The organism is Propionivibrio limicola, assembly GCF_009469695.1.
Classification (GTDB): Bacteria; Pseudomonadota; Gammaproteobacteria; order Burkholderiales; family Rhodocyclaceae; genus Propionivibrio; species Propionivibrio limicola.
The window spans coordinates 45,088-69,488 of record NZ_SSSR01000001.1 but is presented as its reverse complement, the minus strand read 5'-3'; the positions used below and the strand labels follow the sequence as shown (position 1 = coordinate 69,488).

General features: G+C 60.4%; 22 protein-coding genes. 13 read left to right on the top strand and 9 right to left on the bottom strand.

Features of this window, described 5'->3' with window-relative positions; genetic code table 11:
- Positions 1 to 2 precede the first annotated feature (2 nt).
- From ubiU to GH659_RS00325, 4 genes are all read right to left on the bottom strand, one after another.
- Positions 3 to 1,025: a ubiquinone anaerobic biosynthesis protein UbiU gene (ubiU, locus tag GH659_RS00340; RefSeq protein WP_153109029.1), complete on the bottom strand. Its 1,023-nt coding sequence runs from the start codon at positions 1,023 to 1,025 to the stop codon at positions 3 to 5.
- A 71-nt stretch (positions 1,026 to 1,096) separates the two neighbouring features.
- Positions 1,097 to 2,317, bottom strand: a complete 1,221-nt coding sequence (locus tag GH659_RS00335; RefSeq protein WP_153108730.1) for an amino acid aminotransferase — start codon at positions 2,315 to 2,317, stop codon at positions 1,097 to 1,099.
- A 4-nt stretch (positions 2,318 to 2,321) separates the two neighbouring features.
- Positions 2,322 to 2,858, bottom strand: coding sequence for a DUF934 domain-containing protein (locus GH659_RS00330; protein ID WP_153108729.1), 537 nt, complete (start codon positions 2,856 to 2,858; stop codon positions 2,322 to 2,324).
- Positions 2,855 to 4,522 carry a nitrite/sulfite reductase gene (locus GH659_RS00325; RefSeq protein WP_153108728.1) on the bottom strand — a complete coding sequence of 556 codons (1,668 nt, stop codon included), beginning with the start codon at positions 4,520 to 4,522 and terminating at the stop codon, positions 2,855 to 2,857. The genes GH659_RS00330 and GH659_RS00325 overlap by 4 nt, the downstream gene beginning before the upstream one ends.
- Before the next feature lie 187 nt (positions 4,523 to 4,709).
- Here GH659_RS00325 and GH659_RS00320 point away from each other — a divergent pair, with 187 nt between their 5' ends.
- Positions 4,710 to 6,134: an aminotransferase-like domain-containing protein gene (locus GH659_RS00320; RefSeq protein ID WP_153108727.1), complete on the top strand. Its 1,425-nt coding sequence runs from the start codon at positions 4,710 to 4,712 to the stop codon at positions 6,132 to 6,134.
- Between the two features lie 307 nt (positions 6,135 to 6,441).
- On the opposite strand, the gene GH659_RS15070 is transcribed toward GH659_RS00320, so the two are convergent.
- Complete coding sequence (locus GH659_RS15070; RefSeq protein ID WP_153108726.1) at positions 6,442 to 7,104, bottom strand: helix-turn-helix domain-containing protein; 663 nt, start codon at positions 7,102 to 7,104, stop codon at positions 6,442 to 6,444.
- A 235-nt stretch (positions 7,105 to 7,339) separates the two neighbouring features.
- Here GH659_RS15070 and tyrS point away from each other — a divergent pair, with 235 nt between their 5' ends.
- Positions 7,340 to 8,614: a tyrosine--tRNA ligase gene (gene tyrS, locus GH659_RS00310; protein ID WP_153108725.1), complete on the top strand. Its 1,275-nt coding sequence runs from the start codon at positions 7,340 to 7,342 to the stop codon at positions 8,612 to 8,614.
- A 62-nt stretch (positions 8,615 to 8,676) separates the two neighbouring features.
- Here the strand turns inward: tyrS and GH659_RS00305 are convergent, their stop codons facing one another.
- Positions 8,677 to 8,817, bottom strand: coding sequence for a hypothetical protein (locus tag GH659_RS00305; RefSeq protein ID WP_153108724.1), 141 nt, complete (start codon positions 8,815 to 8,817; stop codon positions 8,677 to 8,679).
- A 164-nt stretch (positions 8,818 to 8,981) separates the two neighbouring features.
- Between GH659_RS00305 and GH659_RS00300 the strand changes: the two genes are divergently transcribed.
- The 5 genes from GH659_RS00300 to lexA all read left to right on the top strand — a co-directional run bounded on the left by GH659_RS00300 (position 8,982) and on the right by lexA (position 13,191).
- Positions 8,982 to 9,839 carry an HDOD domain-containing protein gene (locus GH659_RS00300; RefSeq protein WP_170285794.1) on the top strand — a complete coding sequence of 286 codons (858 nt, stop codon included), beginning with the start codon at positions 8,982 to 8,984 and terminating at the stop codon, positions 9,837 to 9,839.
- Between the two features lie 98 nt (positions 9,840 to 9,937).
- Entirely contained in the window at positions 9,938 to 10,969 is a 1,032-nt protein-coding gene (locus GH659_RS00295; protein WP_153108722.1) for a DUF2157 domain-containing protein, read from the top strand.
- Positions 10,962 to 12,020 (top strand): DUF4401 domain-containing protein, encoded by a 1,059-nt coding sequence (locus GH659_RS00290; protein WP_153108721.1) that lies wholly within the window; start codon positions 10,962 to 10,964, stop codon positions 12,018 to 12,020. Before GH659_RS00295 ends, GH659_RS00290 begins: the two co-directional genes overlap by 8 nt.
- Positions 12,017 to 12,520 (top strand): GDYXXLXY domain-containing protein, encoded by a 504-nt coding sequence (locus tag GH659_RS00285; RefSeq protein WP_153108720.1) that lies wholly within the window; start codon positions 12,017 to 12,019, stop codon positions 12,518 to 12,520. Before GH659_RS00290 ends, GH659_RS00285 begins: the two co-directional genes overlap by 4 nt.
- A gap of 71 nt (positions 12,521 to 12,591) precedes the next feature.
- A complete protein-coding gene (lexA, locus tag GH659_RS00280) occupies positions 12,592 to 13,191 on the top strand; it encodes a transcriptional repressor LexA (RefSeq protein ID WP_153108719.1) in 600 nt (199 codons plus the stop codon).
- Positions 13,192 to 13,274: 83 nt separating this feature from the next.
- Here the strand turns inward: lexA and GH659_RS00275 are convergent, their stop codons facing one another.
- From GH659_RS00275 to queF, 3 genes are read right to left on the bottom strand one after another with little or no spacing between them, the layout of a single operon-like run.
- Positions 13,275 to 13,922, bottom strand: coding sequence for an ankyrin repeat domain-containing protein (locus GH659_RS00275; RefSeq protein ID WP_153108718.1), 648 nt, complete (start codon positions 13,920 to 13,922; stop codon positions 13,275 to 13,277).
- A 26-nt stretch (positions 13,923 to 13,948) separates the two neighbouring features.
- Entirely contained in the window at positions 13,949 to 14,668 is a 720-nt protein-coding gene (locus GH659_RS00270; RefSeq protein ID WP_153108717.1) for a UPF0149 family protein, read from the bottom strand.
- Between the two features lie 5 nt (positions 14,669 to 14,673).
- Positions 14,674 to 15,093, bottom strand: coding sequence for a preQ(1) synthase (gene queF / locus GH659_RS00265; RefSeq protein ID WP_153108716.1), 420 nt, complete (start codon positions 15,091 to 15,093; stop codon positions 14,674 to 14,676).
- Between the two features lie 174 nt (positions 15,094 to 15,267).
- Here queF and smc point away from each other — a divergent pair, with 174 nt between their 5' ends.
- Genes smc through GH659_RS00235 form a run of 6 tightly spaced genes read left to right on the top strand, consistent with a single transcriptional unit; the run spans position 15,268 to position 24,320 of the window.
- Positions 15,268 to 18,780 (top strand): chromosome segregation protein SMC, encoded by a 3,513-nt coding sequence (smc, locus tag GH659_RS00260; RefSeq protein ID WP_153108715.1) that lies wholly within the window; start codon positions 15,268 to 15,270, stop codon positions 18,778 to 18,780.
- An 8-nt stretch (positions 18,781 to 18,788) separates the two neighbouring features.
- A complete protein-coding gene (locus GH659_RS00255) occupies positions 18,789 to 20,057 on the top strand; it encodes a cell division protein ZipA C-terminal FtsZ-binding domain-containing protein (RefSeq protein ID WP_153108714.1) in 1,269 nt (422 codons plus the stop codon).
- 26 nt (positions 20,058 to 20,083) lie between these two features.
- A complete protein-coding gene (gene ligA / locus GH659_RS00250; RefSeq protein WP_153108713.1) occupies positions 20,084 to 22,105 on the top strand; it encodes an NAD-dependent DNA ligase LigA in 2,022 nt (673 codons plus the stop codon).
- Positions 22,106 to 22,117: 12 nt separating this feature from the next.
- Positions 22,118 to 22,996 (top strand): UTP--glucose-1-phosphate uridylyltransferase GalU, encoded by an 879-nt coding sequence (gene galU / locus GH659_RS00245; protein ID WP_153108712.1) that lies wholly within the window; start codon positions 22,118 to 22,120, stop codon positions 22,994 to 22,996.
- 33 nt (positions 22,997 to 23,029) lie between these two features.
- A complete protein-coding gene (locus tag GH659_RS00240) occupies positions 23,030 to 23,578 on the top strand; it encodes a hypoxanthine-guanine phosphoribosyltransferase (protein ID WP_153108711.1) in 549 nt (182 codons plus the stop codon).
- A 1-nt stretch (position 23,579) separates the two neighbouring features.
- The gene (locus GH659_RS00235; RefSeq protein ID WP_153108710.1) at positions 23,580 to 24,320 is read left to right on the top strand and encodes an S-methyl-5'-thioinosine phosphorylase; all 741 of its coding nucleotides are present in this window, start codon (positions 23,580 to 23,582) and stop codon (positions 24,318 to 24,320) included.
- Positions 24,321 to 24,401 lie beyond the last annotated feature (81 nt).

Sequence of the window (24,401 nt, the reverse complement as noted above, 5' to 3'; positions counted from 1 at the left end):
GTTTACTTCCAGGGGCGGCTGTACGCGCCCAGTGTGTGTTGTTGTCCTTCCGACATTTTGTCGAGCACTTCGGACCACATGGGTTTGACGGTGTAATCGGCTTTCATCGCCGCATCGATTGCGGCCCGCAAGATACGGGTGACCTCGCCAACGTAGGCGGGGCCGCGTTGGCGCCCTTCGATCTTGATTGAGCGAACGCCCATGCGCACGAGTTCAGGCAGGATGGCCAGAACATTCAGACTCGTCGGCTCTTCAAGCGCGTAATAGTCTTCGCCTTGAGCGTTAAAGCGTCCTTTGCACAGCGTTGGATAGCCCGCGCGCTCGCCTTCTTCAAAGTGGTCGATCATGATGCCGTTGAGACGCGCATTCATTCGGCCATTCTGCGGCTCCCAGCGAACGAATGCCGCCGGCGAACATACCCCGTGCGTATTCGGCGATTGCCCCGTTGCGTACGATGAAAGGATGCAGCGTCCTTCGACCATGACGCAAAGACTGCCAAAACCGAAGGTCTCAATCTCGACGGACGTGTTCTGAATGACCTGCTCGATCTGAGCAAGCGTCAGGACGCGGGGGAGTACCGCGCGTTTGATCCCGAACATCTCGTAGGCAAAATTGATCGCTTCGAAGTTCGTCGCAGAACCTTGAACGGACAGATGAAGTTTGAGAGCGGGATGTCTGGCCGCCGCATAGGACAGCAGCCCCATATCGGCCAGCAACACCGCATCGGCGCCCATTTCGGCCGCCTTGTCGATACTGGCTCGCCACTCACTGACCCGACCCGCTTGGGCAAACGTATTGATTGCGATATGCACCTGACGGCCCCGGCTCTGCGCGTAGCGGATTCCAGCCGATATCTGTTCATTGGTGAAATTGAGCCCGGCAAAATTACGGGCATTGGTGGGATTCTTGAACCCCACATACACCGCATCGGCGCCGTTATCGATGGCGACCTTGAGGGCGGCGAGATTGCCGGCCGGACAAAGCAGTTCGGGGCGTTGCGGAGCCTCCTTGCCTGAACTCCGCATCGCCGCAAGGCGCTGTGCGCGCTCTGTCTCCTGTTCGTTGCCGGCCTTCATCACTTGAGCAGTCGTCTCCATTACGCTCTTCCCACGACCGTCGCGATTGCTTCGGCCACGTAGTCCACATTACGGTCGTTAAGCCCCGTCAAACACAGGCGGCCTGACCTGACGAGATAGACGGAGTAGTCCTCGCGCAATTGATCGATTTGCGCCACGGTCAGATTCGTATAGCTGAACATGCCTCGTTGCCGGATGAGGTAACTGAAATCATGCATCGGCATCCGGGAAGCCAAGGCGTGGCAGAGGCGTCCGCGCATCCGCTGGATCCGTGCGCGCATGGCATCAAGTTCCTCTTTCCATAGACGTTTCAATTCCGCATTGCTCAAGACCGTCGCGGCAAGGCGTGCGCCGTAAGTCGGCGGGCTGGAGTAATTCTTGCGCACCGTCGCTTTGAGCTGTCCCAGCACACGGGAGGCCTCCTCCGCGTCCTGGCACACGACGGACAGTCCACCGCATCGCTCACCATAAAGCGCCAGATTTTTGGAGAAGGAATTGGCCACAAGAAAACGGATACCCGCAACAGCCATCGAGCGAATCACGTGTGCATCGCCCTCCAGATCCTCGCCAAGCCCCTGATAAGCGATGTCAAGGAAGGGAATCAGACCGCGAGCTGCGATAACGTCAATCACCTCCTGCCATTGCCGGCGGGTCAGATCAGCTCCGGTTGGATTGTGGCAACAAGGGTGCATCAAGACGATGCTTTGTGCGGGCAAACTGCGCAGCACCCTCGTCATCTCGTCGAACACGATCCCGCCACGCGACCGGTCGTAATAGGGATAGCCATTGACCTTGAATCCGGCGCCTGCAAACAGGGCCTGATGGTTATCCCAAGTGGGCTGGCTAACCCAGACTTCGCTGCTCGGAAAGAACTGCTTGAGCAAATCGGCACCGACTTTCAGAGCACCGGATCCCCCCAGTGTTTGTATCGTTGCGATGCGACCGCCTTCTACCGCGCTACTGTCTTCTCCAAACAAAAGGCACTGAATGGCATGCCGGTATTCCGGGCAGCCTTCCATGGGCAGGTATCCAGCCACGTCCTTGTCGATTCCAGTTACTTCCAGATCGGCTGCCAAGATAGCCTTGGCACCTTGGACTGCCTCAAGCATCGGCGTCCGGCCGGCTTCATCGTAGTACATGCCGATGCCAAGGTTGACCTTTTCCGGGCATGGATCGCGCAGATAGGCTTGCGCCAGAGACAAAATGGGATCGCCTGGGTAGTGATCGATGTGGTCAAACATGCGACTACTCCCCGGCCAGCTCGGCTTCTTGACGTTTACGGAAGAGCGGCACCGGGTCATCGGCTGAACCCTGATACCTGACACTGAATCCTGTTTGCAGCCCCTTCAGGGCTTCGGCAATATCTTTGTCCGCACGCACATCGAAGCTCGTGAAGCCGCAGCGGTGCATGTAGAACAACTGATCACGCAGTACATCGCCAATGGCGCGCAACTCGCCCTTGAATCCATAGCGCGTGCGCAACAGGTAGGCGATCGAATAGCCTCGTCCGTCCCTGAAGTCAGGGAAATCGATAGCGACGAGCGGCAGCGCCAATATGGCGTCGATTTCATCGCGGAAGTCGTCTTCCGCCGAAAGCCAGATCGCGGTTTTGTCCGGGTCGAGTTGGGCCCCCGCCTGACGCAGTTCGCGCCATAAGCTGAAGGGGAGGATCGTTGCCGATTGTCCATGATTACTGATTTCGGCCAGCGAGCCGCGCACCAGTTTCCAGTGATCTTCGACGACCGCGGGTGGTTGAATTTGACCGTTAATGATTTTTTTCATGAGGCGCTGCTCCCGTTCTTGTTTGAATAAATCGCGGCTTTGAATGCCGCGATGCCGATACGCTCGAAGGTGTCGGCAAACACTTCGCTCTCACGACGGTGAGACAGGAATACCGCGACGATTTTCTCGACGGTCTCCGCGACTTGATCGGCTTTTAAAGCGGCCCCTACCACCTTCCCCAGCTTGGGCCGATTGCCGGCCTCGCCGCCCAGCGTGATCTGGAACCATTCCTCGCCGTTCTTTTCCACACCGAGAATGCCAATGTCGGCGAGTTGATGATGCGCGCAGGCGTTCATGCAGCCATTGAGTTTCAGGGTCAGGTCGCCGAGGTCATGCACATAATCCAGATCGTCAAAACGCGACTGGATGGCATGAACGAGCGGAATGGAGCGGGCGTTGCCAATGCCGCAGAAATCCGTGCCGGGACAGGCCATGATGTCGGTGATCAGGCCGATGTTCGAAGCGGCCAGCGCAAACGGTTTGGCCAGAGACCACAAGGTGTATAGATCCTCTTGGCGAATGCCGGCCAGCACGACGTTCTGTTCATGACTGATGCGAATCTCGCCGCGACAAAAACGCTCGGCCCAGTCGGCGATGGCCTGCATCTGAAAACTGATGAGGTCGCCGGGCGCCGCACCGGGTCCCGGTTTGGTCGACAGGGTTACGTTCGCGTAACCGTCAATTTTGTGGGGGCGAACGTTCCGTTTTTTCCAGCGCAGGAATTCCTTGTCGTGACAGAGTGGCGTTGTTGCGTCATCGGCCGATACGGGCGGTAGCGCTGTCGCAAAACACGCGGCAACGCGCCGATATTCGGTTTCGGTCAGCTTGGCTGGGCCGTCCTTGAGGTGTTGCCATTCGCTTTCAATTTCACGGACGAAATTTTCGATGCCCAAAGCTTGCAGGAGAATCTTGATCCGCGCCTTGTATTTGTTGTCACGGCGCCCGTAGCGGTTGAAGACGCGCACGATGGCCGTGATGTAACTGAGGAAGTGTTGCCAGGGCAACGCGTCGCAAATCAGGCGGCCGATGATCGGCGTACGCCCCAGCCCGCCGCCGGCAAAGACGCGCGCGACGATTTCTCCGCTCGCATTGTGATATAGCTGCAGTCCGACATCGTTCGAGCGCAGCAAGACGCGATCTTCCTCCGCGCCGGAGAGGGCGATCTTGAATTTGCGTGGCAGGAAAGCGAACTCTGGATTCAACGTCGCCCATTGGCGCAAGAGCTCGGCAAACGGGCGTGGATCGACCGCTTCATCCGCCGCCACGCCGGCGAGCGCATCGATGGTAATGCCACGAACACAATTCCCGGAGGTCTGAATGGTGTGCATATCGAAGTCCGCCAGATACGCCAGAATTTCCGGGGTATCTTCCAGCCGTACCCAGTTGAACTGAACGTTGTGCCGTGTGGTGAAATGGCCAACGCCGCGATCCCATTGCTCGCTGACTTCCGCCAGTGCCCGCATTTGGCGCGATGACAAGGTGCCATAGGGAATGGCGACGCGCAGCATGTGCGAATGGCGTTGGTGATACACCCCATTCTGCAAGCGCAGGGGGAGAAACTGCTCATCCGAAAGCTCTCCTCGCTGATGGCGCACGACCTGGTCGCGGAATTGCTCGACACGCTGCCGGATAAGCGATTTGTCGTAATCATCGTACAGATACATCGTTTCCCCTGAAATCCATCCGGACGACTGTAGGCGTGCGACCGGAAGCAATGAGGCCAGACACCGCGTCCCAGCCTGAGCGACGGAGTATGCGATACTGGACAAATGCGTAACAGAATCAGAAACGCGTTTGATTTGCGTATCAGATGCGACAAGACGGCAAGAGCAGGACGAGAGAACGGACGCGATGAAACGTTATGAGCAGTTGGCAGAGTTGTTGGCAAACGATATCCGCAGCGGCAAATTTCCTGCAGGAACCCGTCTGCCCTCGGTTCGGACCATCGTGCGGCAGCACGAAGTCAGCCCATCAACAGTCTTTCAGGCGTACTACCGCCTGGAAAACCTCGGCTTGGTGCGTGCTCGCGAACGATCCGGGTATTTCGTAACAAGCACGGGGGGCGCCGCTCTACCGGAGCCCGAGACGGCCTCGGCACCACGATTGTCTCCTGCCGTCGACATCAATAGTCTTGTCTTCTCCGTGCTGGAAGCCACCCAGGACCGCGATATCTTGCCGCTGGGCTCCGCCTTCGCCTCGCCCAAGCTGTTTCCTCTGAAACGCCTAGCCAAGTCACTCGCTTCGACGGCCCGCTTTATCGACCCCTGGGAGACGGTTGCCAGCCTGGCGCCCGGTCATTGGCCACTACGCCAGCAAATCGCCTTGCGTTACTTGGCGATGGGCATGCCGCAGCCGCCGGAGCATATCGTGATCACCAACGGGGCCATCGAAGCGCTCAATCTGTGTTTGTCGGCCGTGGCCGGCCCCGGTGATGTGGTCGCGATTGAATCGCCGGGATTTTATGCCGCCGCGCAGGCGCTTGAGCGGCTGAAGATGAAAGCGCTCGAAATTCCGATTCATCCTAAACGCGGGATCGATCTTGGCGCATTGGCGCAAGCCATCGAGCAACATTCAGTCAAAGCCTGTTGGTTCATGACGAACTTCCAGAACCCGATGGGTACGACGATGAGCGACGCCGACAAGCAAGCGCTGGTCGCCTTGTTGGAACAACACCAGATTCCATTGATTGAAGACGATGTCTATGGCGAGCTCTATTTCGGTGCTCGCCCGCCGCTGCCTGCAAAAGCCTATGACCGCGCAGGGCTGGTGATGCATTGCAGTTCTTTTTCCAAGAGCCTCGCGCCCGGTTATCGCATTGGCTGGGTGGCGCCCGGCCGCTTCGGCAAGAAGATTGAGCAGCTCAAGCTGATGACGACGCTCTCCGCCAGTGTGCCGGCCCAAGTCGCGCTCGCCGACTACTTACAGAACGGGGGTTACGACAAGCACCTGCGTAAACTGCGCTATACCCTGGAATCGCAACTGAGCCAGATGAGCGAGGCTATCCGCCGCTATTTTCCGGAAAACGTTCGCGTGACCAAACCTTCTGGCGGCTATTTCCTCTGGGTGGAATTTTCAGAAAACGTCGACACGCTGGCCTTGCATCAGCTTGCCGCGCAGGAAGGAATCAGCATCACGCCAGGACCAATTTTCTCGGCCAGTCGGCAGTACCGCAACAGCATTCGACTGAATTACGGCGCCCCCTGGAATGATGATTGCGAAGCCGGCATGAGGCTTCTTGGACAGCTCATCCTTTCTTTGGAAGGAAAGTCACGATGAAAGAAAAATCTTTTGAAACTGCATCTGCAAGGGCTTGTATCTGGATTCTGATGGATCGATAGTCGTAACGGGTATGGAGTGAGCCAGGAATGCTGAACAGCGGGGGGCCTACTCCGTCAGCAATCTGTCCCATTACTGACGATTCAGGGAGGGCATATCTAGGACAGCGAAGGCCGATCAGTTCGGATTGCCCTTCCGGCAGGTTCAGAACTACACCGCCCGTACGAATGGCGGCTATGCGAAGAGCGGCGGCTGGCCATTTGCGGGTTGGTCAGGCGAGGTGAAAAACCGCAACTGTTGCCGCGTTTCAGCCAGCAACCGAACGCAACGTTGCCGACGGCAGTTCGGCGAAGAGTTGGCGGTAGTCCTGTGAAAATTGTCCGAAGTGCGAGAAGCCCCCGTCGAGGGCGATTTCCGAGACGGAGCGGTCGCCGCGCTGCAGACGCCGCAGCTCGCGGCGGGCGCCGTTGAGGCGGATGTTGCGGATGTAGGCGGTGGGGGAAAGGCCGGTGACTTCCTCGAAGCTGTATTGCAGCGTCCGCCGGCTCATGTGGAACTGGCGGCACAGCTCGGGCACATTGACGCCGGCATCGGCGTTTTCGGTGATGTATTCGCGGATGCGGCGGACGGTTTGCCAGCGGTGGAGGCGTGTCTGGGCGTGGCGTTCCGGTGCGTTCTCGCCGCTGCGCGTCATCAGGACGCTGACGAGCGCGCCGAGGATGCGGTCTTGCGTGATTTGCTGGAAATCTTCGGTGTTGTCGATGGGTCGGGGTTCGAGATGGCTGGCTTCGTCGAGCAGGTGGGTGATGCGCTGGCATAGGCGTTTTTTGGCGTCGACGTCGACGAGCAGCACGTTGCTTTGCCCGAGCAGAATTTCCGGTTCGATGGCCTCGACTTCGGCGGCGTAGCGCGCCAGTTCATCCCGGTCGACGACGATGCCGTAGATATTGAAGTCGTCCGGGGTGCGCAATTCGAAGCCGATTCCGCCCTAATGCATGGCGATGCCGTTGGCCGGGATGGCGTTGTAGTCGATGGCGGCATCCGGGCCGTCCGGGTCGGGAATGCCGAACCAGCATGTGGGGCGCTACCTGGAAGGCGCTGCGGGTTGGCAGGAAAGCGGGAGCGGGCATGTCGCGTGCTAAAATTTCGCCCCTCGTCGAACTGCAACGGCAATGAGTTGCCGCCCCTACTGTGGAGATTTTTGAATGTACCAGTCTGCCCTGATCCAGGACCTGAACGCGCGTGGCTTGATCGCCCAGATCACGGATGCGAAAGCGCTTGATGAACTTTTGCTCAGGGAGTCGGTGACGCTGTATTGCGGGTTCGATCCGACGGCGGACAGTCTGCACCTCGGGCATCTGGTGCCGGTGCTTTTGCTCAAGCGCTTCCAGCAGGCGGGCCACAAGCCGATCGCACTGGTCGGCGGTGCCACCGGGATGATCGGCGATCCGAGCTTCAAGGCGACCGAGCGCAAGCTCAATACGCCGGACGTGATCGCTGGCTGGGTCGACAAAATCCGTGGTCAGGTCGCGCCGTTCCTCGATTTTGAGGGGCCGAACGCGGCGATCATGGCCAATAACTACGACTGGTTCGGCGGCATGGGCGCGCTCGATTTCCTGCGCGACATCGGCAAGCATTTCTCGGTCAACGCGATGATCAAGAAAGAGTCGGTGCAGCAGCGTATCAACCGTGACGAGCAGGGCATCTCCTACACCGAATTTTCCTACAGCCTGTTGCAGGGCTACGACTTCGCTGAACTGAACCGCCGTCACGGCTGCGTCCTGCAGGTTGGCGGTTCGGACCAGTGGGGCAACATCACGGCCGGTGCCGATCTGACCCGCCGCCTCAACCAGAAGCACGTGTTCGGCATGACGCTGCCGCTCGTCACCAAGGCCGACGGCACCAAGTTCGGCAAGACCGAGTCGGGCGCGATCTGGCTCGACGCGAAGAAAACGTCGCCCTACGCCTTCTACCAGTTCTGGCTCAACACGGCCGATGCCGACGTCTACAAGTTCCTGCGCTACTTCACTTTCCTGTCGGTGGACGAGATCGAGGCCATCGAAGACGCTGATCGCGCCAGCGGCCAGAAGCCGGAAGCGCAGCGCATCCTCGCCGAGCAGGCGACGGAACTCGTGCATGGCAAGACCGCCGTCGAAGCGGCGAAGCGCATCAGCCAGAGCTTGTTCTCCGGCAGTCTGGACGCGCTGACTGAATCGGATTTCGAACAACTGGCGCAGGACGGCGTGCCGGGCATGGTGTTGGAAAAGACGGAATCCGGCCTGATCGACGCGCTGGTCGCCGCCAAGCTGGCGAAATCGAAGAGCGAAGCGCGCGGCTTCCTGCAAAGCGGCAGCGTGACCGTCAATGGCAGCAAGGTCGAGGCGCTCGATCACCAGATTGGCGACGCAGAGCGCCTGTTTGGGCGCTTTACCCTGCTGCGTCGCGGAAAAAAGAACTACGCGATGATCAGCTGGAATTGATGTTCGCTCGGCCTGTCCCGGCGGGGTGCGGGGGCAGGCCGGCGCAGTCTCACAGACTGAAATCAGAAGCGCCCCATTCCTCCACCGGCTCCGCCCATTCCCCCCATCCCGCCGCCGGACGGTGTGCTGCAGGCGGCCAGTATCAGGCTGCCTGAAATGACGGTCAGCAGGAGTTTGAGCGGTTGGATGCTTGCGGTGCGCATGGATTTCTCCTCGTTAAGCGATGCCTGATTTTCCCGATCCTCGCATTCTCACGGAGCGCTGGAACCGGGAAATTCAGGTTAAATCCTGAATATCGGCGGCGATCAGGCCTCCGTCATTCAACCTGCTAGAATGCGGTGCAGTTTTGATAGCAAAGGAGCGCAGTGTGAGTCAGGACATCCACCCGTTATCCGAGGCGTTTCGTGAGGCCTTTGCCAGTGCGAAGCTCGGTGAGCTGAATTTTCCGACCAGTCTTGAGGCGAGTCGTCGGGTCCTGCGTGCTGTCGAAAATCCCGACATCGGCCTGGCGGCGCTGGCCAAGATCGTGGTGGCCGAGCCGCTGCTGTCGGCCAAGGTGATCCGGCTGGCGAATTCCGTTGCGCTCAATCCGACCAACCAGCCGGTGCGCGATGTGCGGCAGGCGGTGGTGCGCATCGGTATGGAGTCGATCAAATCGCTGGCGATGGTGCTGATCATGAACCAGTTGCGCCAGTCGCAGCGGCACAACGGCTGCTGTCGTTTTTCGGACAAGTTGTGGGAGCGCAGCGTCCATGTGGCGGCGCTGTCGTTCGTGATCGCCAAAAAACTGACGAAACTCAGTGCCGACGAGGCGATGTTTGCCGGCATCGTGCACGACTTGGGGCGGTTTTACCTGCTGGCGCAGGCGGCGGAATTTCCCGAAATGCTCGAAAACACGACCGTCCTCGCCGAGACGATCAATGATCTTGCCGCCCGCGCGAACCGACTCGTGCTTGACGAGCTGGCGCTGCCGCCGAGTGTTGTTGAAGCGGTGATCGCTTCGCGTCAGTTCAGCGGAAAGATGCCCTTGGAAAGCCTGGGCGATGTGCTGTTTGTCGCCGGCGTGTTGTCGCCGCGCCCCGATCCGTTCAAGGAACTTGACGCGCGCGTGGTGCCGGTCGCCAACAACGCCCTCGCTCTGGGATTCGATCAGGCGATGGTGAACGACGTGATCGCCGCATCGGGTGACGAGATCTACTCCATCGTGCTTGCCTTGGAGAGTTGATTCGGGCTACGCCGTCGATATCCACGCCTGGGGATCGACGGCGCTGGCACCAGGCCGCGGCGGGTTCGTAGTTTCGGCCTTTTCGCTTGGGGAAAAGCATGGGGCAGTCGTCATTGCGGCGCTATCTGCAATCGTTGGCGCATTCTGGTCAGTTGTCATCCACAGGGCTTGAAATCGGTCTGCAGCGGTGTGGGGTGTTGCCCGATGCCGAACGCTGGCATCGGTTTGTCGACCGTCTTTTGCTGGGCGGTGGCGCGTTGTTGATCCTCGCCGGGATCATCTTCTTCTTTGCATTCAACTGGACCGGATTGCACCGATTCCAGAAGATGGCGCTGGTTTCGCTGCCGTTGATCGTGGCCGCTTCGCGTGCGGTGCTGGTCGGTGTCGATCGCGCCGAAGGCAAGGCCTGGCTCGCGTCCGGGGTGGTGTTGGCCGGTGTGTTGCTGGCGGTGATCGGCCAGATTTACCAGACCGGTGCCGATAGTGAACTGTTGTTTGCCGGCTGGGCCGTGCTGACGCTGCCCTGGGTGGTGGCCGGGCGTGCGCCGTGGCTCTGGCTGTTCTGGCTGGTGCTGGTGAATACGGCGCTGACGGTGTTTCTGGTCGGGCGGCTCGACGTCTGGGTGTTTTTCTTCTTCAACGATGCAATGTTCTGGGCGCCACTGCTCGTCAATGCGCTGGCGCTCGCGCTGTGGGAAGCGTTGTGGCCGCGCATTGTCTGGATGCGTGCGGCTTACGCGCCGCGCCTGATCGCTGCTTTTTCCGCCGTCGCGGGAACGACGCTTGGAGTGAGTTGGTGGTTTCTCGGTAGCGGGACGCACTGGAATGCGATGCCGTATGTGCCGCTGGTTTATGTGCCCTGGCTGGCGGCGACGTTCTGGTTTTACAGTCAGCATCGGCGCGACATTGTGCCTTTGGTGTTCGGGGCGCTGTCGGCGATTGTGGTGCTTACGGCCGGGTTGATCGACGGGTTGTCCGATCAGTTCTGGCGGGACGGAATGGCCGCGTTTTTTATGCTGGGCATTTCGGTTGCCGCGATGACGGCTGTTGCGGCGGTGTGGCTGCGGCGGGTCTTGCGCCACTGGTCCGAGGCCGGGATGGTGGGCGTCGGGGAGAAACATCATGCTTGAGCGTGTTCTGGAGCAGCTGCGGGCGGAAGGGTATCTGCAAGGCGATACCGGCGATGTGTTTGCCGAGGCAGACGCTGGGCACGACCTTTCTCCGTGGGTGTTGGCGTTGCAAATGGCCGGCGGCTGGCTGTCGGCTTTGTTTCTGCTGCTGTTCCTTGGTGTTGGCGCAGCCCCGTTGATCGATTCGGCGGAGGCGTGGTTCGTCGTCGGCGTGCTGATTATCGGCGCGACCGGGGCGCTGATGGGCCGTAAAGAGGTGATGGCGGGAAGCCCGGTGTGGCGCCAGTTTCTGTTGGTTGCCAGTCTGGCGGGGCATGGCGCATTGCTGGTCGGCACCATGGAAACTTCTTCCCATGAGCGCGGTATTGCCTTGGCGATGGTGGCTCTGTTCGAGAGTTTCATGTTGCTGTGGGTGAGGTGGATGCCGCACCGCATCGTGTCGGCGCTGATGTTCGGCGGCTGTCTGTTGGTGTCCTTCAACAAGCTGCTTGCACCCGAATTTGCGGCGTTCTGGCCGCCGCTTTACTGGGCGGCCGTAAGTGCTTTGTGGTTGTCGGAATCGCGCTGGCAGGCAAGTTTCCAGAGTGAAGCGCTTTACGCACTGGCAACCGGCCTGATGCTGGTTGTATTGGGTGGATCGCTCGGCCTTTTCCTGGATTTCAGCATGCCCCTGCGCGGGATCGGTGCTTATGGCGGTGTTTATCCGCTTGCAGCGGTATGCGCGGTCAACGTGATTTCCCTGGCCGTACCGGCGCGGCCGGCTTTGACGGCGTGGAACCATGTTCTCGCCGCCGTGCTGATGCTGGCCGTGATCGGGCTGACGTGGCGGGCGCCGGCCATCGGCATGGGGATGCTCGTGCTGCTGTTCGGATTTGCGCGCGGGCATCGCTGGTTGCTGGCATTGGGTGGTGTCGTGCTGGTTTGGGGCGTCGGGCGGTTTTACTACGACCTGCAATTGACGCTTCTCGACAAGTCCGGCCTCATGGTTCTCGGCGGTGTTTTGCTGTTGTCGGTACGGTGGCTTGTCGGCTTGAAAGGAGATCAGAAATGAAGCGGTCGATACTGATCTGGCTGGGGCTGGCGATTGTCTTGGGCGGCGCCGGCTGGGGCGTCTGGTCGAATGAGCGAATCCTGGCCGAAGGGCGTACCGTCTTGCTTGAACTCGCGCCGGTCGATCCCCGTTCGCTGATGCAAGGCGATTACATGGCGCTCAACTATGCACTGAATAACGAAATCGGCTCGCATTGGTCGCGTGCGGATGGTTATGCCGTGTTGCGACTCGACGCGAACGGCGTGGCTTCGCTGGTTCGCACCGAGCCCGGTTTGCCGGCGGCGGATTCGGCGCCGGCCGACGATGAAATGGCGATTCGTTACCGTGTTCGCAACCATCAGGTGCGAATCGCGACCAACGCCTTCTTCTTTCAGGAGGGGGGTGAGCCGCGTTACCGGCTGGCACGCTACGGCGAGTTTCGCGTCGGACCGGACGGCGAGCCACGCTTGGTGGCCTTGCGGGACGCCGACCTGAAGCGCCTGGGCGAAAACCGGTTTTAATCCAGGGCTTGCGTTCCGATGGTTGGCTGTATAAAAATACAGCCATTTCGTCAATCGATTCAGCGCGCGCCATGATCAAACTCACGCCCCGGCAGCAGGAAATCCTCGATTTCATCAAGACTTCCCTTGAGGTGTTGGGGGCGCCACCCACCCGGGCCGAGATTGCCAATGCGTTCGGTTTTGCCTCGCACAACGCGGCGGAGGAGCACCTCAAGGCGCTCGCCAAAAAGGGCATCATCGTGCTGGAGCCCGGTTCGGCGCGCGGCATCCGGCTTGTCGAGCAACTCGGCTTGCCGTTGATCGGCAGCGTCGCGGCTGGAAGCCCGATTCTAGCGGTGGAGAATGTGCAGGGACGTTACGCGGTTGATGCCAGTCTGTTCAAGCCGCGGGCCGACTTCCTGCTGCGCGTGCGCGGCTTGTCGATGATCAATGCCGGCATTCTGGAGGGCGATTTGCTGGCCGTGCATCGTTGCGGCGAAGCGCGCAATGGTCAGATTGTCGTGGCGCGACTCGACGATGATGTGACGGTCAAGCGCTTCCAGCAGAAAGGCAGCGTTGTCGAACTGATCGCCGAGAACCCGGATTTCGAACCAATCGTCGTTGACACCAGCGAGCAGCCGCTGGTGATCGAAGGCATCGCCGTTGGTCTCATTCGTGGCGAGGCGATGTGAGGACTGGCGAAGGGTGCGGCCGGGCGTAGGGCTGTGGTTTCAGGAACAGGAGTTTGCAAGAGGGATCGGCTTTTCGCCGGTCCCTATTCTTTCCCGTACTTTTGAAGCAGGGCGGTGGTTTGCGGATGCTTGTTCTGCTTCGCGTAGAACAGTGGCGTCTTGTCGTTGGCGTCCTTGGCTTGCGGATCCGCGCCACGATCGATAAGCAGCTTGGAGAGTTTCGGCTGACCGGTCGACGCCGCGAGATGGAGCGCTGTTTGACCGGAATCCGTCTTGGCTTGAATGTCTGCCTTGTGGTTGAGCAACAGCCGGACATGCTGACGACCGCTCGAAATCGTGGCGATGTGCAGTGGAGTCATGCCAACGCCGTCGCGTGCCTCAATGTCGGCTCCTGCGGCAATCAGCATTTCCGTGGATTTGGCGCGGCCGTAGAAAGCTGCCATGTGAAGGGGGGTCCGACCCAGCGCGTCCTTGGTCTGCACATCGGCCCCTTCATCCAGCAGTTTCCGAACCTGTTTCAGGTTGTCTTCGATGACGGCCTTGGAAAGCGCGGGCTCGGCGATGGGGAAAACATCACCGTTGACCACCACCGGCTCGTTCGCGTCGTCTTTCGGACTGCAGGCGGAAAACACCGTCGCCGCCGCGCAAACTGCCAACGTGCTCAGCAATTTAGAGAGGGACGCCCGCGAACGTTGCGGCCGAATTTCCTTGGGGGCGAAAACGGTCATCATGATCTGGCCATCAAGTCAGCGCGATTTCAGTTCCCGCAACACTGCTTGAATTTCTTTCCGCTGCCGCAAGGGCACGGATCGTTGCGTCCAACCTTCGGCGTTTCGCGCTGAATGGTGCCGACGCCACGCTTGGCCAGCCAGAAACGGTAAATGTCGGTCACGGCCTGCGGCAGCGTTTCCTCGCATTCGTTTTCCATCTCGGCACGCTCTTCGCCTTCCGGCCACTCTTCGCCGTGTTCCGTGGCGGCAGTTTCGGCCTCGCCGGTAAGGACCATCATCGGGAACAGCCGTTCGTCGAGGTAGGCCATTTCGTCTTCGGCGTCTTCCGAATTTCCGTTCTCCAACGCTTCGAACCAGTCTTCTTCGGCCTGATCGACGGCGCTCAGATACGCTTGGCACCACGGCTCGTAATCGCTCGGGCTGTCTTCGCTTTCGTTCTTGGGATAGAGAAGCAGGACGGGGGGCTCGCCGGCGGCCATTTCGGCTTCGAGCGCGGTGGCGAACTGGTTGATGATTTCTGCCGCTTCTCTTCCTGCATCGCTGTCGAGGGCTTCTTCGCTGCCGAGAATGTCGATCAGGCGGTCATCTTCCGGGATCGGTTGCGGACCGGACAGTGCCGCGCACAGGTAGCCCTGGATTTCGTCAAGGCGCATGGCTTCGTCGAGCGCCGGTTCGTCGAGAAGGTTTTCGAGGCGGTCAAGGAGCGCGTCGTCGAGTTGGGCTTGCGGTTCGGTGGAGTTGCTCATGTTAATCAGCCTCGGGTGTTGGATTGGGTATCGAATTGCGCGAGTTCGACGCGCGGTTGCAGCGTCCAGCCCGCGGCGCGATGCTCGGCGACGACGTTGGTGAAGATGCCGCCGCGCACGAAGAATTTGGCGGTCAGGCGCATGAAGCGCGGTTGCGTGGCCTTGACCAGATCGTCGAGGATGCGGTTGGTGACGTCCTCATGGAAGCAGCCTTCCTCGCGGAACGACCAGACATAGAGCTTGAGACTCTTCAGTTCGACGCAGGTCTGTTCCGGAATGTAATCGAGGATCAGCGTGGCGAAATCCGGTTGCCCGGTTTTCGGGCACAGGCAGGTGAATTCCGGAATTTCCATATGTATGTGGAAATCGCGATGTGGAGCCGGGTTCGGGAAGGTTTCAAGCGTCTTGGAAGGTTGGGTCGACATAATTGAGTGGGAAAAGGATTGGAATCCGTGAGTGTTCAAGATTCGTAAAGGCAGAAAAGCAAAATGATATTATAGGCGCCCAAACGTGCCAGTGCCCTGTCATACATGAATGAAGCACTGGTACAGTGATTACGGAACCTTAGTCGCGCAGCCTACAGGGCTGCGTTCTATTTCATGCGCCTGACCAAACTCAAACTCGCCGGATTCAAGTCGTTTGTCGATCCGACGACAATTGCCCTGCCGGGGCAATTGGTCGGCGTTGTCGGGCCGAACGGCTGCGGCAAATCGAACGTCATGGATGCCGTGCGCTGGGTGCTCGGCGAATCAAAGGCGTCCGAGCTGCGCGGCGAGTCGATGCAGGACGTGATTTTCAACGGGTCCGGTTCGCGCAAGCCGGTGTCGCGTGCTTCGGTCGAGCTGGTGTTCGACAACTCGCTCGGGCGCATCGCCGGCCAGTGGTCGCAATACACCGAGCTGTCGGTCAAGCGACTGCTGACGCGTAACGGCCAGTCCGAGTACTACATCAACAACCTGCACGTCCGGCGCAAGGATATTACCGACCTCTTTCTTGGCACCGGCCTCGGACCGCGCGCCTACGCCATCATCGGGCAAGGCACCATTTCCCGCATCATCGAGGCGCGGCCGGAGGAGTTGCGCGTCTTTCTCGAAGAAGCCGCCGGCGTCACCAAATACAAGGAGCGGCGCAAGGAGACGGAAGGGCGTCTGGCCGACACGCGCGAGAACCTGACCCGCGTTGAGGATATTCGTACCGAACTCGGCACCCAGATGGAGCGCCTCGAAAGTCAGGCCGCTGTGGCGCGTCAGTACCGCGAATACCACGACGAACTGACCCGCAAGCAGCAGTTGCTTTGGCTGTTGCGGCGCAACGAGGCGCAGGCTGAACGCGACCGGCTGGCGGGAGAGGTCGCGCGCGCCATCAATGAGCTCGAAGCGCAGACAGCCGCCTTGCGCGAAACCGAAGCCCGGCTCGAGGAAACCCGCGAGAGCCATTTCTCGGCGAGCGACGGACTGCACAACGCGCAAAGCCAGTTGTTCACCGCCAATGCCGAGGTGGCGCGCCTTGAGGCCGAAATCCGCCATCGCCGCGAATCGCAGCGCGAATATGAAACGCGACTCACGCAGTTGCAGGACGATCAGATCCATTGGCAGGCGCAGCTCGAAAAATTCGAGAGCGATCTTGAGCGCTGGCAGGAGCTTTCCTTGCTTGCCGACGACCGCGTCGAGCAGGGCGAGATGCGTCTGGCCGCGCAGCAGGAGCGTTTGCCGATGGCCGAGGAAGCGCATGCCGAGGCGCAGGAAGCGGTTGAGCGGCAACGCGGCGTATTGGCGCAGGCCGATCAGCGGCTGCAGGTTGAACTGACCAATCGCGGTCATGCGCAACGCTCGCTGCAAATCATCGCCGGACGGCGCGAACGTCTGGTGCAGGAGCGGGAAGCCCTGCCGGTGCCGGATACGGCCGAATTCGACGGCAAGCAGGAGGAACTGGCCGAGTTGCGCGAGCGCATTGTGCTTGCCCAGGAGGAATTGGCGGACAAGCAGGCTCAGTTGCCGCAACTCGAACAGCAGCGGCGCGACGTCCTGACGCAACTTCAACAGGCGCAAAAGGAACGCGCCGAGGCGAATGCGCGACGTGTCGCGCTCGAACAATTGCAGAAACGCACACAGGGCGACGGCAAGCTGACTGAGTGGCTGCGTCGCTACCATCTGGATGGTTCTTTCCCCCTCTGGAAATCGCTGCATGTCGACGCGGGCTGGGAAGATGCCGTCGAAGCCGTGTTGCGCGAGCGGATCAATGCGCTGCGGGCCGATCACATCGATCCCGCGTGGGGCAATGATCGTCCGGCCGGCAAGCTGACGCTTCTGCTGCCGGGTGAGGGGCGCTCGTCCGAAGCGGGGGAAGGGCGGCTGGCCGCCCGCGTCCGTTGCGATGATCCGGCGCTTGCTTCGATCCTGCACGACTGGCTGGCTGAGGTGCATACAGCTCCCGATTTGCCGACCGCGCTGGCGCTTCGCGAAACGCTCGCCGGTTCCGCCTGTTGCGTAACGCCGAGTGGCGACATCGTCTGCCACCAGAGCGTGACCCTGTTCGCGCCCGATACGGCGCAGCACGGTTTGCTCGAACGGCAGCGCGAGATCGAGGAACTCGGCGCAGCGATTGACGCACTCGATGAACGCTTCGAACTGACGCAAGCGCGGCTGGGCGAGGTCGAAGCGGCGATGGAAGAGGCTCAATTCGCGCAGAAAGAGGCGCGCCGCCGCCTCGACGAACTGCAGGAACGGGCGCACGCCATCCAGGTCGAGACGCTCAAGCTTTCGCAGGCGCTTGATCGCTTCCGCGAGCGGCAGGCGCAGATCGACGCCACGCTTGAAGAAATGGCGGCGGAAGAAGAAAGCGAAAACGAACGCCTGTTCGTGGCCGAAGAGGCGATCGAGGAACAGCGCGAAGAGATTCGCGTTCAGCAGCAGGCCGTCAGTGCGGCGATGGCACGTTTCGAACAGATTGAGCGAACCTTGCGCGACGAGCGCGAGCGCGTATCGGCCGTCGAGCGCGACTTGCGCGAGGCGCAATTCTCGCAGCGCGAGTGCCGTTCCAAAATCGCCGAGATTGCCAACAACTTGGCGCTGGCACGCAAACAGATCGGCCGCGTTGAGGAAGAGCTGGCGCGCTGCGAGGAAAATGCCGTCGCCCTGCAGGCCGACGACCTCGAACCGAAATTGCAGGAGGCGCTCGATCACCGTGTGGCGCGCGAACAGGCGCTGGCGGCGGCGCGGGATGCGCTCGAAGCGGCGACGAGCGGACTGCGCGGCCTGGAAGAGCAGCGCATGAAGATCGAGCAAAGTCTCGAACCCTTGCGCCAGCGGATCAGCGAACTCAAGCTCAAGGAGCAGGCCGCTGGTCTCAGTTGCGAACAGCTTGCCGCCCAGTTGCAGGAGGCGCAGGCCGACGAGCAGAGCCTGGCCGCCGAACTCGCCGGAAACATGGCGGGCGTCCGGCCGGGTGCGTTGCAGAGTTCGATTTCCTCGCTGCAACGATCGATCGAAGCGTTGGGCGCTGTTAATCTTGCGGCGCTCGAAGAGTTGGAGACCGCGCGCGAGCGCAAAGGCTTCCTCGATGCGCAGTTGGAGGATCTGACGCAGGCGATGGAAACGCTGGAAAATGCGATCCGTCGTATCGACCGCGAAACGCGCGACCTGCTGCAGTCGACCTACGACACGGTCAACCGCAACTTCGGCCAGCTTTTTCCGACGCTCTTCGGCGGCGGTGAGGCGAAGCTGATCATGACCGGCGAGGAAATCCTCGACGCCGGCGTGCAGGTGATGGCGCAGCCGCCGGGCAAGAAAAACTCGACGATTCACCTGCTGTCCGGCGGCGAGAAGGCGCTGACGGCGATTGCCCTCGTGTTTTCGATGTTCCAGCTCAATCCGGCGCCGTTCTGCCTGCTTGACGAGGTCGACGCGCCGCTGGACGATACGAATACCGAACGTTTTTGCGCGATGGTTCGACGCATGTCGACCAACACGCAGTTTCTTTTTATCAGCCACAACAAGATCGCCATGGAGATGGCCGAGCAGTTGGTTGGCGTTACCATGCAGGAATCCGGCGTATCGCGCATCGTGGAAGTCGATATGGAAGAAGCGTTGCGCATGCGCGAACAGATTGTTTAGGAACGACTATGACCGAATTGCAGATGGGGTTGATTGGTTTTGGGGGCGTGGTTGTCGTGGGCGTGTTCGCCTTCAACAAATGGCAGGAATACCGTCACCGCAAACTTGTCGAGCAGGTGCTCAGGAAGTCGCATCCGGATGTGCTGTTCGACGGCGAGGCCGGCGCGATACCGAAGGAGCCCGCTGTTGCCGACTGTGCCGAGCCGGCACAGGAAGCCCCGGCCAGCGGGGAACAAGCCGGCGCAGAAATGAGCTATCCGGAGAGCCGGATCGAACCCTTCGTTGACGCACCGGTGGGAAGCGAGCGTATCGAACCCGTTTTGCAGATCGAGCCTGTGCAAGAGACCGTAGCGACGCAGGTGCCCGAACCGGTCGTCAATCCGGCGGTTTCGTCAGCGGAAGAAATTTTGCCCGAACGGCAGCCAGCCAGTTTGCCTGACGTGACGGGCACGACGGATCAGCTTCTGTGCGAGCAGGTCGATTACATCGCAACACTTGAAGCGGCCGATCCTGTGCCGGTCGCGCAGGTTCTCGAAATCCAGCGTCAGGTGCGGGCCCGGGTCAGCAAACCGGTGAACTGGGTCGGCTATAACGAAGCAGCATCCGAGTGGGAGCCGGTTGTTGCCGGCGGCACCGGCGCCTATCGGCAGTTGCGCGCCGGCTTGCAGTTGGTTGATCGGCAGGGGGCGGTAAGCGAGGCGGATCTGGCGCGGTTCCAGAGCACCATGCAGGATTTGGCCGTCAGTCTGATGGCGATGGTCGATCTTCCTTCACGTCAGCCGGCTCAGGCGGCAGCGGCCAAGCTCGACGAATTCTGCGCCGGCGTCGATATCCAGATTGGCATCAACGTGATCAGCCAGGGCCAGCCGTTCTCGGGAACCAAACTGCGCGCGCTGGCCGAGGCGGCGGGAATGGTCATCGACGCTCAGGGGCGGTTCGTTCGCTGCGATGACGAAGGCAACGTGCTCTATGTGTTGATGAATCAGGACCCAGCTGGTTTCAAGCCGGAAACGATACGGTTGTTGCTGACGCCAGCCGTCACCTTCCTGCTTGATGTGCCGCGTGTCGCGCATGGCGAGCGCGTTTTCAACCAGATGGTCGAGCAGGCTCGCCGTTTCGCCGAAGTGTTGCGCGGGACGCTGGTCGATGACAACCGTCGGCCCTTGTCGGAAGGTTCGCTTGAACCGATCCGTCGGCAGATTGCCCAGTATCAGTCGTTGATGGCCGCGCAAAATCTTCCGGCGGGCAGTCCGGTGGCCTTGCGTCTGTTTTCTTGATCAGGTTCCCGAAAGCCGATTGACGCATGAGCATGAGTGAGCGTGCCCGTCAGCTGCGGGCCGAGATCGCGGAGCACGATCATCGCTACTACGTTCTGGATGATCCGCTGATTCCGGACGCGGAATATGACCGGCTGTTCCGCGAGTTGCAGACCATCGAAGCCGCGCATCCGGAACTGGTGACGCCCGATTCGCCGACCCGGCGGGTGGGAGGCAAGGCGCTTGATACGTTTGCTCCGGTTCGTCATGCCGTGCCGATGCTGTCGATCCGCACCGAAACCGATACCGAGGTGAGCGGTGCGTTTGCCTTCGACAGCCGTGTGCGTAGTCAGCTCAAGCTGGGTGAGAGCGATCCCGCTGTCGAATACGCGGCGGAACTCAAATTCGACGGTCTGGCGATCAACTTGCGCTACGAAGACGGCGTTCTTGTTCGGGCCGCTACACGCGGTGATGGCGAGACCGGCGAGGAGGTGACGGAAAATGTGCGCACCGTTCGCGATGTTCCTCTGCGTCTGGTGACAGATGCTCCGCCGCCGGTGCTCGAAGTGCGCGGCGAGATCTACATGAAGCGCGCCGATTTTGAGCGCTTCAACGCGCGTGCCCTGGCGGCCGGCAAAAAAACACTGGTCAATCCGCGCAACGCCGCCGCCGGCAGCATCCGCCAGCTCGATTCACGCATTGCGGCCAATCGGCCGCTTTCCTTTTTTGCTTACGGTCTGGGCGAAGTGCAAGGCTGGGTGCTGCCGCCGACGCACAGCGCCATTCTTGATGCGCTGATGGCCTTCGGCTTGCCGGTTTGCCGTGAGCGTGCCGTCGTGCAGGGGCCGCAGGCGCTGGCCGATTTTCACGCCAGAATCGGCGGCGAACGGAGTCGCTTGCCGTTCGATATCGATGGTGTCGTGTACAAAGTCAATTCACTGGCTTTGCAGCAGGTGCTGGGCTTTGTTTCCCGCGAGCCGCGCTGGGCGGTGGCGCATAAATATCCGGCTGAAGAGGCGATGACCGAAGTGCTCGGCATCGACATTCAGGTCGGGCGGACCGGGGCGCTGACGCCGGTGGCGCGGCTGGCGCCGGTGTTTGTCGGTGGCGTGACCGTGACCAACGCGACGCTGCACAATGAGGATGAAGTTCGGCGCAAGGATGTGCGCGTCGGGGATACCGTCGTCGTTCGGCGGGCCGGCGATGTGATTCCCGAAGTGGTGCGCATTCTTCCCGAAAAACGGCCGATTCTGGCGCCCGAATTCGTCATGCCCAAGATTTGCCCAGTGTGCGGATCGCATGTCACACGTTCGGCGGATGAGGCGATTGCTCGTTGTAGTGGCGGCCTGTATTGCCCGGCCCAACGCAAGCAAGCGCTGATTCATTTTGCCTCGCGTCGCGCGATGGATATCGAGGGATTGGGTGACAAACTGGTCGAGCAACTCGTCGATCATGACCTTGTGCGCACGCCAGCGGATGTTTACCGGCTTGGCATGGAAGCGCTGGTTAACCTCGAGCGCATGGCCGAAAAGTCAGCCGCTAATCTTCTGGTCGCCATTGAACGAAGCAAGAAAACGACGCTGGCGCGTTTCATCTACGCGCTCGGCATCCGCAACGTCGGAGAAGCGACGGCCAAGGATCTGGCGCGGCATTTCGGCGCGCTTGAGCGTTTGCTGGCGGCCGATCGGGAGCAACTGATGCTGGTGCCTGACATTGGTCCGGTGGTTGCCGAGTCGCTGCTACAGTTTCTCAGTGAGCCGCACAATCTCGAAGTCATCGAACAACTGCGCGCCTTGGGGGTTGTCTGGGAAGAGGGGGAAGGCGCGTCCGCCACGACGGGAAAGCTGGCCGGGAAAGTGTTTGTGCTGACGGGTACTCTCCCCGGCTTGACGCGCGATGAGGCGAAAGCACGCATCGAGGCGGCGGGCGGTAAAGTGAGCGGTTCGGTGTCGAAAAAGACCGATTATGTCGTGGCCGGCGCAGAGGCCGGATCGAAACTCGCCAAGGCGACTGAACTGGGCGTCGCGGTGATCGATGAGACGCAACTGCTCGGCCTGGTTGACGAATAAAAGAGGGAAATCATGAAAAAAGTCACAAAAGCCGTTTTCCCGGTGGCCGGTCTTGGTACCCGTTTTTTGCCGGCGACGAAGGCGAATCCGAAGGAGATGATGCCGATCGTCGATAAGCCGCTGATCCAGTATGCGGTCGAGGAAGCAGTTGCGGCGGGTATCACCGAGATGATTTTTGTGACTGGCCGGACGAAGCGGGCGATCGAGGATCATTTCGACAAGGCCTACGAACTGGAAAGTGAACTGGCGCGGCGGCAGAAAACGGAAATGCTTGATTTCGTGCATAACCTCTTGCCGAAAAACATTCATTGCATCTATATCCGGCAGCAGGAAGCGCTCGGCCTGGGGCACGCCGTGCTTTGCGCGAAGCCGGTTGTTGGCGACGAACCGTTCGCCGTGCTGCTGGCCGACGATTTGCTCGACGGCGAGCCGCCCGTCATGAAACAAATGACCGATGTGTATAACCATTACCGCTGTTCCGTGATCGGGGTGATGGATGTTCCTCCGGCCGAGACGAAGAGCTACGGCATCGTCAAATCGAATGGCCTTGCCGAGCGGATCGAGCGCATCGAGAGCATCGTCGAAAAACCAAGGCCGGAAGAGGCGCCGTCCAATCTGGCCGTCGTCGGGCGCTATGTGCTGACGCCACGCATTTTCCATCACCTGGAGCAGGTGGCGCCCGGTACCGGCGGCGAAATACAGCTGACCGATGGCATCGCGGCGCTGCTGCGCGAAGAGCAGGTACTCGCCTACCGGTATCATGGCCGGCGTTTTGATTGCGGATCGAAGCTCGGCTATCTCGAAGCAACGATCGAATTCGGTCGTCGTCATCCCGAAGTGGGGGCGGCGTTCTCGAACTATTTGAACAACCTGATTCTGGACAAGGAATAAGGGTTAAAAGGATCAACAAGAGGCAACCAACGTATGACGGATTCACAAGAGGCGAAAGACCTTCTCGCCAACGCCGATCTCATTTACTCCGCCGAGGAAGTGGCCGTGGCGGTCAGCCGTGTGGCGGGCGAGATTACGCAGAAACTCGGAGAAACCTTTCCACTACTGCTGTGCGTGATGAGCGGCGGCGTGCCTTTCGCCGGCCAGCTGATGACGCAACTGAACTTCCCGCTCGATTTCGACTACCTGCACGTGACGCGCTACGGCCAGGATACGTCGGGCGGCGCACTCTCGTGGCGGGCCGCCCCGTGGACACCGATCAAGGGGCGCACGGTGATCGTCATCGACGATATTCTTGATGAAGGCGTCACCTTGGCCGCTGTTGTGGATCGCCTGAAGCATCTGGGCGCCAAGGCCTGCTATACCGCTGTGGCGACGGATAAGCTCAACGGTAAAAACAAGCCGATCAAGGCCGATTTTGTGGCGCTGACCGTTCCGGATCGCTTCGTCTTTGGCTATGGGATGGATGTGCGCGGCGCCTGGCGCAATCTGCCGGCCATTTATGCAATGAAGGATGATTGACATGCTGGCAGTTATTGGTGGAACCGGCCTGACCCAACTGGCCAACCTCGATGTATCGCATCGCGAAGTATTGCGTACCCCGTACGGCGATCCGTCCGGTGCGGTGACGTTCGGGCAGATCGGTGGTAAGCCCGTTGTCTTTCTCGCCCGCCACGGCTACGGCCACACGATCCCGCCGCACGAAGTGAACTACCGGGCGAACATCTGGGCGCTTTCGCGCAGTGGTGCGCGGGCGATTGTCTCAGTGGCTTCGGTCGGGAGCATCCGTGCCGACCTGAAGCCCGGCGACGTGATCATCCCGCACCAGATCATCGATTACACATGGGGGCGGAAATCGACATTCCACGAGGGACGGGATTGCGCGGTGACACATGTCGACTTTACCGAGCCGTACGATGGGCTTCTGCGACAGCAATTGATTGCGGCGGCAGTACGCGTCGGCATCCCGGTCAGCGACTCGGCCGTGTATGCGGCGACGCAAGGACCTCGGCTCGAAACCGCTGCCGAAATCAACCGCCTGGAGCGTGATGGCGCCGATATTGTCGGTATGACCGGCATGCCGGAGGCGGCGCTTGCCCGCGAACTTGATGTTCCGTATGCAGCAATCAGCGTTGTGGCCAATTACGCGGCCGGTCGCTCCGACAGCCGCTACGGCATCCATTTTGATGCGATTCAGGACGTCTTGCAGGAATCGATGGGCCAAGTGCGGACGATCATTGACGCGATGGTGAGCGGCGAATAGCGGTGGCAATTCCGCCTCTTCGGTTTTCGGGACTTGTTGCCTGATCTGACGCAGGCCGAAGAAGACCGAGGAGGAGAGAGC